Here is a 12,812-nt window from a genome sequence, read left to right as displayed (position 1 = left end):
CTGCCCGGTGGAGCGGTTTGACGAAGCAGATCGAAGCCGTTTTTGCGTCCCTCCGGGATAGGGTGAATTTGCCCGGCAACGTCGTTGCAAAGTTTTGGAAACCGGACGGTTTCCAGCAACTTTGCGCCTCGTATCCGATCAAATTCATTCCTACCATTTCATCCAAATTAGTGGGTCCTGACCCATAGCAGCTTGAAATCTTTATGCCGCGCGGCGGAAGGACAGGCTCATGCCGCCACCGGAACGGTTGCGACGGCGCTCTTCCGGCGGAATGTAGACGATGGCGCTATGATCGGTGCAGTAGGACACGCCCGGTTCGACGCGGGTGTTGCACGGGAAGATGTAGTTGCCCGCATCACCTTCTGCCCATTTGCAGCAGCCCGGACGCGGAAGAGACAAGTCAGCCATGATCATTTCCTTTATTCTTCTAACCAAGCGGCAAAAGCGCTCGAGCATCCTCGGGAGGAGAGGATCCGAACAGCTTTTGTCAAAATCGGATGTAAGCGGCGCCCGGGACGTCATCCGTTGTCCACCCTAAGGGTGCTCTGCAGCAAGCGCAGGCATTACATAAGCGGCATGTCACAAAAATGCAATAGAATAGCTGGCATTTCCGGCCTGCACTGGACGCATATCGAGTTAATGCAAAGTTATCGTGCAAGCCGTCTGGCGGGCTAACCTTTGAGAGTCAATTGGTTACGTTGACGAAGTGGGCAATTTGCCGCCTGCAGCCTTGAGTGCTTCCGGTGTGTCCAGATCGAGCCTTGCCACAGGGCCGATTTCAACTTCTGTCACGAAACCGGGATTTTCCGCAATAATATGACGCGCGCCGACATCGCCGCTCAGGTTTTTCAGGGCGTCGAAAAAGTGCCGGTCCCAAAGAACCGGGTTGCCGCGCTTGCCGTCCGCGGTTGCCGTCACGATCAGGCTGGTCTCGTTGCCGCGATAGGCGGTGATCAGCTTGCCGAGCACGGCCGCGTCAATCCGGGGCATGTCGCCTAGGAGAATGATCACGGCGTCCGTATCGGAAGACAGCGCGTTCATGCCGGCGCGGATCGATCCGGCCATGCCGTCGGCGAAATCCGGATTGTCGACCAGAGCGATGTCCAGGTCGGAGACCTGTGCACAGACGTCCTCGCCAAGGTGGCCCGTGACCAGAACGATTTCGGAGAGGTCCGCGGCACAGGCGGCCTCCGCGACATGCCGGATCAGGCTTTTGCCGTCAAGCGTGGCAAGGAGCTTGTTCGGACCGCCCATGCGCGAGGACCTGCCGGCCCCGAGAATGAGCGCGGCGATCTTCGAGGAGGTCCCCTGGCGCCGGGTTTCGCGCGGCTGTGGCCGCGTTCCGATTTCCATCAGCAAACCTCCGACGCCCATGGCCGTAATATGGTCCGGGGTGACGTCAAGTCCGGCCAGAAGGCGGTCAAGAACCCAGTCGAACCCGTTTTCCCGCGGGCTGCGGGCACAGCCCGGCGCCCCGAGCGTCGGCACACCCGCGAGATCGCCGAGCATCAGGAGGTTGCCCGGGTCGACCGGCATCCCGAGATGGTGCACCTGGCCCCCAGCGAGATCCAGCGCCGCCGGCAGCACGTCCTGCCGGTCGACCACCGCAGATGCACCGAACAGGATCAGGAAATCGGCGCCCTCGCCCACAAGCTCCGCCATTGCCGCGGCGACGGCAGCCGCATCGTGTGCCACGCGCCGCTCCGCCAGCAGCGTGCTGCCCGACGGCCGCAACCGGTCTTCCAGCACCCGTCGGGTCTTGTCCATGGTGGCCGGTTTCAGGTGCGGCAGCGTGGTCGCGACCAGGCCGACCTTGCGCGGCGAAAAGGCCGCGACCCGAACGGCCTGCTTCAGGGCGGCCTCGGCCTTGTCGACAAGGTCTCCGGCGAGGGCGAAGGAAATGATCTTGGCCGTCGCCACCATGCGGCCGGCCGCGACCTTTTTGAAATTGGGCAGCGTGGCAAATGTGATCGACGGGTCGATGCGGTTGGCGGTGGTGACGGCCTCAGCGTCGACGACCAGGACGCCGTCATCGTCCGCGTAAAGGTTCATGCGTCCGGTAAAGGCCTCGTCGTGCCCAAGGCCGGGGCCCATGGCCGACAGGGCCAGACGGCTTGCTGCCGCATCCTCACCGACATCGTCCGGATCGAGCCGGGCCACAACAAGACTGTCAATTCCAAGGGCCGTCAGGTCCGCGCAGTCGCCGTCCTTGAGCACGTGTCCCTTCTTCAGGACGCGCCCGGGCAATCTGGTCTTGTGCGCCAGAATGCAGCCGGCCGCTTCCGTCGTCGGACAGGCGCCGAACTTCATCCCCCCGCTCCCGGGGCCTTGCGCAAGGCGGCAATCACGGCACCAAGCACCGCGACGGCGATTTCTTCCGGGGAAGCGGCGCCGATATCCAGGCCGATGGGGGCGTCGATCCGCTCGAACAGGGCCGGGTCAAGACCGGCTTCGGCAAAGCGTTCCAGCCGCTTGCCATGGGTCTTGCGGCTGCCGAGCGCACCGACATAGAAGCAGCCGGTTTTCAGGGCCTCTATAAGCGGATAGTCGTCGATTTTCGGATCATGCGTCACCGCCGCGACGGCGGTGAAGGCGTCCAGCGGAGCCTCTTTCAGGACATCCTGCGGCCAGTCCGCCTTGAGTGAGCCGCCCGGAAACCGGTCTTCGGTGGCAAAGGCCGTGCGCGGATCGATCACGGTGACGTCCAGGCCGGCGATCTCTGCCATGGGCACAAGCGCCTGGCTGATATGCACGGCGCCGATGATGACAAGGCGTGGCGCGGGCAGGGAAACGTTCAGGAACGCTTCGCCGGTATCGAGAGACACCATGCCGGACTTGCCGGAGCGGAACCGTTTTTCGAGTTCTCCTGAAAGGGGATCGGCGGAATAATCGTCGGTCTTGCGGATCAGCCGCTGCGGCCCGTCCGGCATCTCGGTCACCAGGATGGCCGCACGACGCTCGGCGCGGTCGGCATTCAGGGCTTTCAGAAGGGCGAGGTCCATGGCTCAGGCGCGGTCCGTTGCGAGTTTCAGGCCAAGCCCGACCAGCAGGGAACCGCCGAGCCAGCGGGTCAGATCCTGGAAACGCGTGGCACGTGTCAGCCGCTTCTTGACTTCCGTTGCAAACAGCACGGTCACGAGATCCGCCGAGGTGAAGGCACAATTGACGATCGTGCCGAGGACCAGGAACTGCGCCCAGATCGGCAGGCCCGCCTCCGGGCTGACGAATTGCGGCAGGAAGGCAATGAAGAAGATCGCCACTTTCGGATTGAGCACCTCGACCAGGACGCTGTCCATAAACGCCCTGCGCGTGGACTTCTGCGGCAGGTCCGGCGCGGGACCGGCGGCAACGCGGGTCCGGATCATCTGCACGCCGAGAAAGACCAGGTAGGCGCCGCCGACCAGCTTGAGTGCGAAATAGAGCGTCGGAACCACGGAAAACAGCGCCGAAAGGCCGAAAGCGGCCGCCAGTACATGGACATAGCAGCCCAGGTGAATGCCCGCTGCGGCCATGAAACCGGCGCGCCGGCCGCGCGCTATGGTCTGCGCGGCGGTGTAAAGCAGCGCGGGGCCCGGCATGTAGGCGAACAGGGCTGTCGCGGCGAGAAAGGCGAGGAAGGTCTCTGTCGTCATTTTGGCTCGGTCCGGATCAGGTGACGGGTTCGACGTAGACGCGGATGCGGCCGCCGCAGGACAGGCCCACCTGCCACGCGGTCTCGTCGGCGACGCCGAACTCCAGCGTGGCGGGTTTCCCGGTGTCAATGACATCGACGGCTTCGGCGACAACGGCACCTTCGACGCAGCCGCCCGAAACGGACCCCTCGAAATTGCCGTCGGCATCAATCACCAGATGCGATCCGACCGGGCGCGGCGCGGAGCCCCAGGTTTCGATCACGGTCGCCAGAGCAACCGCACGGCCGGAGCCGCGCCAGTCCTCGGCGGTTTTCAGAACATCGGCGATGGAAGACGTTTCGGTGGCAGGCATGTGCATCCCCTCAGCTCAAGCCCTCAACTCAGGCGTTCAATATAAGTCTTTCCGCGGAGGATGAAAGAGAACTGAAAAAGAAACGGCATCTGCCTGGTGCAGATGCCGCTGAAGTCTGTGTGGGATGTTATCGGGCTTTTATTCGGCGGCCATCCGGCAGGACGGTGCGGCGCTTTTCACGGCGACGTCGACATGGTCCTCGAAGGCTTCGAAATTGCTGACGAACATGTCCACCAGCTTGGCGGCCTGAACGTCATAGGCATCCTTGTCCGCCCACGTGTCGCGCGGGGTCAGGATCCCGGTGTCGACACCTTCGACCGAGACCGGGACCTCGAAGCCGAAATTGGAGTCCGTGCGGAAGTCGGCATCCTTCAGGCTTCCGGTCAGCGCCGCGGTGAGCAGCGTGCGGGTGGCCTTGATCGGCATGCGGTTGCCGGTGCCGTAGGCGCCGCCGGTCCAGCCGGTGTTGACCAGCCAGCAGTCGACATTGTGCTTGGCGATCAGGTCCTTCAGCAGGTTGCCGTATTCGGACGGGTGCCTCGGCAGGAACGGCGCGCCGAAACAGGTCGAGAAGGTCGCCTGCGGCTCGGTGACGCCTTTTTCCGTGCCGGCCACCTTGGCGGTGTAGCCGGACAGGAAGTGATACATTGCCTGCGCCGGGGTCAGCCGGGCGATCGGCGGCATCACGCCGAACGCGTCGGCGGTCAGCATGATGATCGTCTTCGGCATCGGCGCGCAGCCGGTGGCGCTGGCATTGGAAATGAAGTGGATCGGATAGGCGGCACGGGTGTTCTCGGTCTTGGTGCCGTCATCGAAATCCGGAACGCGGGCGTCGTCCAGGACGACGTTTTCCAGAACGGTTCCGAAGCGCTGGGTCGTCGAAAAGATCTCCGGCTCCGCTTCCGCGGAGAGCTTGATTGTCTTTGCGTAGCAGCCACCTTCGAAATTGAATACGCCGCTTTCGCTCCAGCCATGCTCGTCGTCACCGACCAGGGTGCGTGCCGGGTCGGCGGACAGCGTGGTCTTGCCCGTGCCGGACAGACCGAAGAAGACGGCGGTGTCGCCGTCGTCGCCGACATTCGCGGAGCAATGCATGGACATCACGCCCTTGGCCGGGAGCAGATGGTTCAGCATGGTGAAGACGGATTTCTTCATCTCGCCGGCATAGGAGGTGCCGCCGATGAGAACGATCTTGCGCGTCAGGTCGACTGCAATCACGGTTTCCGTCCGGCACCCATGCCTTTCCGGGTCCGCCTTGAAGCTGGGCAGGTCGATGATGGTCATGTCCGGTGCGAAGCTGTCGAGTTCGCTCAACTCCGGCCGCAGAAGAAGGTTGCGGATGAACAGGGAATGCCATGCATACTCGGTGTAGACCCGGACCGGAAGCCGATGTGTCGTGTCGGCGCCGCCGTAAAGGTCCTGGGCGAAAAGCTCCATGCCTTCCGTGTGGGCGAGGAAATCGGCCAGAAGAAGGTCGAACTTGTCCTTCTGCATCTGGGCGTTGTTGTCCCACCAGACGCTGTCCCGGGTCTCGTCGTCGAGGACCACGAACTTGTCCTTCGGGGAGCGGCCCGTGTGGACGCCGGTCTCCGCGACCAGCGCACCGCCTGCTGCCAGCTGGGTTTCGCCGCGGGAGAGGGAATACTCGTACAGCGCAGGCTCGTTCTGGTTCCAATAGAGCGCCTTCAGGCCCTTGAAGCCGAAGGGTTCGCAGCCAATGGAGGAATTCCTGACACCTACTTCTTGCATTTTCCCGCAGTCCTTGTGATGTGGGCATGGTCCGTTGCCGCCGGAGAAAGTTAAGAAAGGCTGAATCCGGCGATAAGGGCTGCGAACGTAGTGGAATGACCATGGGGCAGCAAGACTACCAAAGGTGCCATGTCTTTGTTTAATCGATTAAAAATCTTCATTAAATTCTCGATGATTAATTTGGAAACCAAACTAAAAACCGAAACCTTCGGAATGTTCGCTCTGTCGGATCAAGCGAAAGAAAACGCATTTATTTCGCGCATGCGAAAGGGACTCACAACGAGGACCCCTTTTGTCGGCGAAACAAACGGCGCCGCCAGGGACAGGCCTTTCAGCGTTTCATCCAGACGAATGGGGCCCGACCCCGGCCCGACCCCAGATGATCTCTTGAAATTGGCCACGCAGATCCCCATCAATGCTGCCGACTGGAAGGTCTTTGCGCACCGCAAGTGTCTGAACGGGCTGTTTGCCTTAATTTATGCGCATTTAGAAGGCCAAAGGCAGTGTGTTACATTAATGCTGAAAAACCGAAGCGCGCCGTTCGTGCGTAGCCGGAAATGGAAAACAAAGCATGCCGACAATTGCACTGGTCGATGACGACCGTAATATTCTGACTTCGGTCTCGATCGCCCTGGAAGCGGAAGGATACCGTGTCCAGACCTATACGGACGGCACTTCGGCGCTGGACGGTTTGCAGAGCGATCCGCCGGAACTGGCGATCTTCGACATCAAGATGCCGCGCATGGATGGCATGGAACTGTTGCGCCGGCTGCGCCAGGGCTCCGACCTTCCGGTGATTTTCCTGACTTCGAAGGACGATGAAATCGACGAATTGTTCGGTCTGAAAATGGGTGCGGACGACTTCATCCGCAAACCGTTTTCCCAGCGCCTTCTGGTCGAGCGCGTGCGCGCCGTGCTGCGCCGGGCGCAGCCAAAGGACGCTTCGGCGCCGCGCGACGATGCCGACAAGCTGCTGGAGCGCGGTCAGCTGGTAATGGACCAGGAACGCCACACCTGCACCTGGAACAACAAGCCGGTGACGCTGACCGTGACCGAATTCCTGATCCTCTCGGCCCTCGCGCAGCGCCCCGGCGTGGTCAAGAGCCGGAACGCCCTCATGGACGCGGCCTATGACGACCAGGTCTATGTCGACGATCGCACCATCGACAGCCACATCAAGCGGCTGCGCAAGAAGTTCAAGGTGGTTGACGACGACTTCGACATGATCGAAACCCTTTATGGTGTCGGTTACCGGTTCCGAGAGGTCTGAAGCGCCGTAAATGGCGGTTGACAGCGAGCACGCAGAAGAGGTTGCCGCCTCCGAGCCCCAGAACGGTTCGGAGCGCTCCCGGTTGCGCCGCCTCGGCAACAAGCGCATCCGGCGCCGCCTGCTCAGCCAGCTTGGCCGGATCTTCGGCACCTATGTGCTGTCCTCGCTGACACGCCGGATCATTGCCATCAACCTGGTCGGCCTGCTCGCCCTCGTGATCGGCATTCTCTATCTCAACCAGTTCCGCGCCGGACTGATCGATGCCCGTGTGCAGAGCCTGCTGACCCAGGGCGAGATCATCGCCGGCGCGATCGCGGCGTCGGCAACCGTCGATACGGGCACGATTACCGTTGACCCGGAACGCCTGCTGCAGCTGCAGGCGGGCGAGAGCATCACCCCGACCCAGGAAGACCTCGACAGCCTCGACTTCCCGATCAATCCGGAGCGTGTCGGACCTGTGCTGCGCCGTCTGATCTCGCCGACCAAGACACGCGCCAGGATCTACGATCCGGAGGGCATCCTGATCCTGGACAGCCGCCATCTTTACACCAGTGCCCAGATCCTGCGTTTCGACCTGCCGCCGCCCAATGCGGAGGAAGAGGGCTTCTGGGGAAGCCTGTGGCAATGGACCAAGCGCTGGCTGCGCCAGGGCGACCTGCCGGTCTATCAGGAAGTCGGAGGTGGTGACGGCCGCGCCTATCCGGAAGTGGAGGCCGCCCTGGCGGGGTCGCCTGCCAGCGTCACCCGCATCTCCCAGCGCGGTGAGCTGATCGTCTCCGTTGCCGTGCCGATCCAGCGGTTTCGCGCGGTGTTGGGGTCCTTGCTGCTCTCCACCCAGGGCGGGGACATCGACGCCATCGTGCGCGCCGAACGCATCGCGATTATCCGGGTCTTCCTGTTCGCCGCGACGGTGACCATCCTGTTGTCGATCCTCCTTGCCGGTGCGATTGCCGGGCCCGTCAGAAGGCTGGCCGCCGCGGCCGACCGGGTTCGCCGGGGATCGACCTCGCGCGAGGAAATTCCGGACTTCTCCGATCGTCAGGACGAGATCGGCCATCTGGCCCGTTCGTTCCGCGAAATGACCCATGCGCTCTACAACAAGATCGACGCCATCGAGCAGTTCGCCGCCGACGTTGCGCATGAACTGAAAAACCCGCTGACCTCCTTGCGCAGCGCGGTCGAAACCCTGCCGCTGGCGCGGTCCAAGGAGTCCCAGGACCGGCTCATGGAAGTGATCCAGCACGACGTCCGAAGGCTGGATCGCCTGATCAGCGACATTTCCGATGCGTCGCGGCTCGACGCGGAACTGGCGCGCATCCAGGCCGAACCGATCGATCTCGCCGAATTGCTGCGCAACATGGCCGTGGCCGCCAACCAGCGCTCGGGTACGAAGGAGGCCGATGTCAAGCTGACCGTTGCCGACGCGCAAGGGACAAAACCCTACGTGATGCCCGGGCATGACATTCGCCTTGGCCAGGTGATCAGCAACCTTCTGGACAATGCCCGTTCCTTCTCGCCGCCCCACGGCACCGTCAGGGTCGACCTCAGCCGGGAAGGCCGGTCGATCAAGATCACCGTCGACGACAGCGGCCCGGGGATCCGCGCGGAGAACACCGAACGTATCTTCGAACGTTTTTACACGGACCGGCCGGACGGCGAAGGCTTCGGCAACAATTCCGGTCTGGGCCTGTCGATCTCCCGTCAGATCATCGAGGCGCATGGCGGCACGATCACAGCCACCAACCGGCTCGAGACGCAAGCTGACGGCACGGAGAAAGTGGCCGGCGCGCGCTTCACCATCCACCTGCCCGTCGGGGCGGCCAAGTGACCCGGCCGGCCGTTCATGCCAATTGCGTGTTGCTTGGAACCGTTGGTCTTCTGATCCGCGGCGATGCCGGCAGCGGCAAGTCCTCGCTTTCGGATGAGCTTATCCATGCCGCCGGGCGCAGGGGCAATCTTGGCCTGCTCGTCGGTGACGACTATGTCCACGTCGAAAACCGGGACGGGCGGTTGCTGGCCGAGGTCCCGGACGCGATCCGCGGCAGGATGGAAGTGCGCGGGTTCGGCGTCGTGACCACCTCTTTCACACCGGTGGCTGACATCTGTGTTGTTGTTGATCTGACAGACCCGGACCGGCTCGAGCGGTTGCCGGACACACCTCTCGACGAGGTCTGCCTTGAAGGTGTGCAGGTGCCCCGCCTGCACTGCCTGAAAAATGACACCGGCGGGGCGCTTCGGCTCATCCGCTGGGCTTTGCGCTGCCTGCGGCCGGAAGGACCGGATTATATTTAGAGCATGTCGGGTGTTTTTTGCTTGCAACTGAGGAAACGGTTGAAGAGAGTGCATCAGACTGATAAACGCCCGGCTCCGTCCGGATCCCCCTCGGGGTCCAGAGCTCACCGCACTCGATAATCAGGCTAAACGACGCATGATCGGACTTGTACTTGTGACCCACGGACGCCTCGCTGAAGAATTCAAGGCGGCGCTGGAACATGTTGTCGGTCCCCAGGAACAGGTCGAAACCATTTCCATCGGTCCGGATGACGACATGGAGCAGCGGCGCCAGGATATCCTGGCGGCCGTGGAAGCCGCGAATTCCGGCAAGGGCGTCGTGCTGCTGACGGACATGTTCGGTGGCACGCCTTCCAACCTCGCGATCTCGGTCATGGACAGCAAGTCGGTGGAAGTGGTCGCGGGCGTCAACCTGCCCATGCTGATCAAACTGGCAAGCGTCCGTTCCGACCGCGATCTGGCGGACGCGGTCGATGAAGCCCGGCAGGCGGGGCAGAAATACATCTCCGTGGCCAGCCAGGTGCTGTCGGGACAGAACTAACAAGAAGAATGACAGCCCAGACCGTTTTCGAAAAAGACCTCACCATCGTCAACCGGCGCGGACTGCATGCCAGGGCATCCGCGAAACTCGTCAAGCTTGTCGAGACCTTCCAGGCCGATGTTCAGGTGTCGAAGGACGGTCAGACCGTTGGCGGAACCTCGATCATGGGCCTGATGATGCTGGCGGCCAGTCCCGGCTGCTGCATCAGGGTTAGCGTCAGCGGTTCCGAAGCCGACGCGGCGCTGGCCGCGATTGCGGCTCTGGTCGAAAACGGCTTTGGCGAAGAAGATTGATTTTGATGAACCTCATCGCCACGATGCGGCGCTCATCGAATGCCGCCTGCGGCCGGCGTTTCTCCTTGCCGTCGATACCATTTTGTCATGAGGCCGTGATCTGATGCCGAGCCATCCCGAGGACCGACTGATTTCCGCTGCGCGCCAGGCGCTGGCGCATATCCACGAGGCTCTTGAACTCGAATTCGCGTTCGAACTGTGGGACGGGTCGCGTGTTCCGGCGGACGCGCCCGTGGACGGATTGAGACTGGCCTTGTCGGAGACCGCCCTGACCCGGCTGTTGCGGCGCCCCAAGATCAAGACCGTGATCGATCTCTACGCGGCCGGCGATCTCGACCCGCGCGGTGGCAGCATCTTCGACTTTGCGGAAAAGCGCCCGGCCATCAAGGGGCGGGAAATTCGCAGGCGTCTGAACAAGGGCCTGCTCCTGAAGAGCGCCCTGCCGCTGCTGTGGGGCGGCAAGGGCAAACCCGCCAACCGGGCGGCCGAGGGACTTGACGCGGGCGAGGCGGCCGACCGCAGCTCGGGCAGCCGCAAGGACGACATCGCCTTTCACTACGATGTCTCCAACGAGTTCTACCGGCGCTTTCTCGACCCGGAGATGGTCTATACCTGCGCCTATTTCTCCGACTGGTCGAACGACCTGGCGACGGCCCAGAAAGACAAGCTGGACATGATCTGCCGCAAGCTGCGCCTCAAGCCCGGCGAGCGCATGCTCGATATCGGCTGCGGCTGGGGCGCACTGATCTGCCATGCCGCCGAGCATTACGGCGTCACCGCCGTCGGTGTGACGCTGGCCGAGGAACAGCTGAAGCTGGCAAGGGAACGGATTGCGGAGCGCGGCCTTGAGGACAAGGTTTCCGTGGAACTGATCGACTACCGCGACATGAAGGGCAAGTTCGACAAGATCTCGTCGATCGGCATGTTCGAGGCGGTCGGTCTCGACAATTACGACAATTACTTCCAGAGCGTGAACCGCCTGCTCAAGCCGCGCGGCATCTATCTCCACCATGCCATCACCCGGCGGGGCAAGAAGGACCTGAAAGCCTTCCGCCGCAAGAAGCCGGAATACCAGGCACTGGTCCGCTACATCTTCCCCGGCGGCGAGGTCGATCATATCGGCTGGACCCTGACCAACCTGGAAGCGCACGGCTTCGAGGTCCATGATGTCGAGGCCTGGCGCGAGCACTACGCCCGCACCACCCGGCTGTGGGCGGAGAACCTGATGGCGGTGAAGGACGAGGCCGTCGCCGAGATCGGCGAACACAAGTACCGCCTCTGGCTCGCCTATCTGATCGGCGTCTCGCTCGGGTTCGAGCGCGGCTCGATCGGCATTTTCCAGACAGTGGCGACCCGGCGCACCAAGGGGCCGTCCAGCATGCCGCCGTCCCGCGCGGATCTGTACAGCTGACCGGGCGGGATCCCGGGGCGCGAGACCTGCCTTTCCGCCTGCTTGCCTGACCGGGCCGGACCAACGGGAAAGGAATGCCTGATGCCGCCGTTGCTTGCTCCCCTCCTGATGGTGTGGTTGGCGGTCATGGCGGCGGTGGTCCTGCCGGCCGCGCCGCGGGCGGGGGAGGTCGGCGAATTTCTCAATGATTTCGCCTCCGCTGACTGTCCCGCCGACGGACCCGCCAAGGTTCTCTTTCTGGATATCGCCGGAGAAACCGCGGGACTTGCCTGCGGACGGGCGCGCATGGGCGGCCCGGTGGCCAATGTGGAAGACCGCTTCCTGATCGCGTCCGTCTCGAAACTCTATCTGGCGGTTGCCCTCATGCAGCTGGACGAGGCGGGCCGTCTCGACATTGATGACCCGGCGCCGAACTGGCTTCCGCCCGAGGTCGTGACCGGCCTCAAGGGACTTGAGGGCATTTCCATTGCGATGCTGCTGACCATGACGAGCGGCATACCGGACTATCTCGATGATGCCTACTTCCTTTCGAGCATCGCCGATGCACATGCGGGTGTTGCCGCCCGGGACATTCTGACAAAGGCCATTCTCAGCGTCGCTGACGCGCCGCGCCTGTTCGAACCGGGCACCGGATTCGACTATTCCAACACCAACTACCTGCTTGCGCAGCTCGTTCTTGAAAAAGCGGCGGCAGCCCCGATGCTCCAGGTGTTCACTGAACGGCTCCTTGAACCGGCAGGGCTGAACCGCACCGGGCTCCTGGGCTATGGCGTCGGTCCCCGTGACTTCGTGCAGGGCTTTGAGGATTTCGGCAAGGGACCGGAGCCGGTGGATGCTTATCTGACGGGCTACGGCTTCGGCGATGGCGGGCTCGTGACGACGGCCGCGGAAGTTGCCGGCTTCTACAAGGCGCTCTTCGTGGACGGTGCTCTCCTGGACGACGACAGCCTCGACCGGCTCCTTGAGGATCCTTCAGGCGAAGGCTACGGCATGGGCATCGAAATCGGGACACTCGCCGGTCTTGGCGAGGTCCTGGGTCACTCGGGCAGCGATACCGGATTCTCGGCCGACATCCGCTATTTGCCGGAGCAGGCCGTTACGGTGGTCTATCTGTCCGCACAGGCGGAGGGCGATCTTTCCGTGACATGGGAGTTGCTGGAAGAGCTTCCTTAACCCTGATAGGTATCGACGTTCAAATGATATAAAGAATTCTTTATATCTTTATTGCGTCATGTGCCCGGCGGCGTTATAACGCGCCACAGGATTTCCGGA

General features: G+C 62.6%; 14 protein-coding genes. 8 read left to right on the top strand and 6 right to left on the bottom strand.

The features are described from left to right. Positions 1-201: 201 nt before the first annotated feature. From O6760_RS04530 to O6760_RS04505, 6 genes are all read right to left on the bottom strand, one after another. Positions 202-408 carry a hypothetical protein gene (locus O6760_RS04530; RefSeq protein ID WP_269584297.1) on the bottom strand — a complete coding sequence of 69 codons (207 nt, stop codon included), beginning with the start codon at positions 406-408 and terminating at the stop codon, positions 202-204. A gap of 285 nt (positions 409-693) precedes the next feature. Then, positions 694-2,310: a molybdopterin-binding/glycosyltransferase family 2 protein gene (locus O6760_RS04525; protein WP_269584296.1), complete on the bottom strand. Its 1,617-nt coding sequence runs from the start codon at positions 2,308-2,310 to the stop codon at positions 694-696. Next, positions 2,307-3,002 (bottom strand): XdhC family protein, encoded by a 696-nt coding sequence (locus O6760_RS04520; protein ID WP_269584295.1) that lies wholly within the window; start codon positions 3,000-3,002, stop codon positions 2,307-2,309. The genes O6760_RS04525 and O6760_RS04520 overlap by 4 nt, the downstream gene beginning before the upstream one ends. A gap of 3 nt (positions 3,003-3,005) precedes the next feature. After that, positions 3,006-3,632: a LysE family translocator gene (locus O6760_RS04515; RefSeq protein WP_269584294.1), complete on the bottom strand. Its 627-nt coding sequence runs from the start codon at positions 3,630-3,632 to the stop codon at positions 3,006-3,008. Positions 3,633-3,648: 16 nt separating this feature from the next. Next, positions 3,649-3,984: an XdhC family protein gene (locus tag O6760_RS04510; RefSeq protein ID WP_269584293.1), complete on the bottom strand. Its 336-nt coding sequence runs from the start codon at positions 3,982-3,984 to the stop codon at positions 3,649-3,651. Positions 3,985-4,122: 138 nt separating this feature from the next. Then, positions 4,123-5,733, bottom strand: a complete 1,611-nt coding sequence (locus O6760_RS04505) for a phosphoenolpyruvate carboxykinase (protein ID WP_269584292.1) — start codon at positions 5,731-5,733, stop codon at positions 4,123-4,125. Positions 5,734-5,862: 129 nt separating this feature from the next. Between O6760_RS04505 and O6760_RS04500 the strand changes: the two genes are divergently transcribed. The 8 genes from O6760_RS04500 (at position 5,863) to O6760_RS04465 (ending at position 12,713) form a co-directional block, all read left to right on the top strand. After that, a complete protein-coding gene (locus O6760_RS04500) occupies positions 5,863-6,330 on the top strand; it encodes a hypothetical protein (protein WP_269584291.1) in 468 nt (155 codons plus the stop codon). Then, complete coding sequence (locus O6760_RS04495; protein ID WP_269584290.1) at positions 6,305-7,003, top strand: response regulator transcription factor; 699 nt, start codon at positions 6,305-6,307, stop codon at positions 7,001-7,003. Before O6760_RS04500 ends, O6760_RS04495 begins: the two co-directional genes overlap by 26 nt. 10 nt (positions 7,004-7,013) lie before the next feature. Continuing rightward, entirely contained in the window at positions 7,014-8,831 is a 1,818-nt protein-coding gene (locus tag O6760_RS04490; protein WP_269584289.1) for a sensor histidine kinase, read from the top strand. Then, on the top strand, positions 8,828-9,295 hold the full coding sequence (locus tag O6760_RS04485) for an HPr kinase/phosphorylase (protein WP_269584288.1): 468 nt from the start codon (positions 8,828-8,830) through the stop codon (positions 9,293-9,295). The genes O6760_RS04490 and O6760_RS04485 overlap by 4 nt, the downstream gene beginning before the upstream one ends. A 136-nt stretch (positions 9,296-9,431) precedes the next feature. Next, entirely contained in the window at positions 9,432-9,836 is a 405-nt protein-coding gene (locus O6760_RS04480; protein WP_248155288.1) for a PTS sugar transporter subunit IIA, read from the top strand. An 8-nt stretch (positions 9,837-9,844) separates the two neighbouring features. Then, positions 9,845-10,129 (top strand): HPr family phosphocarrier protein, encoded by a 285-nt coding sequence (locus O6760_RS04475; protein WP_269584287.1) that lies wholly within the window; start codon positions 9,845-9,847, stop codon positions 10,127-10,129. Positions 10,130-10,232: 103 nt separating this feature from the next. Beyond that, entirely contained in the window at positions 10,233-11,540 is a 1,308-nt protein-coding gene (locus O6760_RS04470) for an SAM-dependent methyltransferase (protein ID WP_269584286.1), read from the top strand. 81 nt (positions 11,541-11,621) lie between these two features. Continuing rightward, positions 11,622-12,713, top strand: coding sequence for a serine hydrolase domain-containing protein (locus O6760_RS04465; RefSeq protein WP_269584285.1), 1,092 nt, complete (start codon positions 11,622-11,624; stop codon positions 12,711-12,713). Positions 12,714-12,812 lie beyond the last annotated feature (99 nt).

It is taken from the genome of Roseibium sp. Sym1 (assembly GCF_027359675.1).
GTDB lineage: Bacteria > Pseudomonadota > Alphaproteobacteria > Rhizobiales > Stappiaceae > Roseibium.
This window is presented reverse-complemented; position numbering and strand designations above follow the sequence as displayed.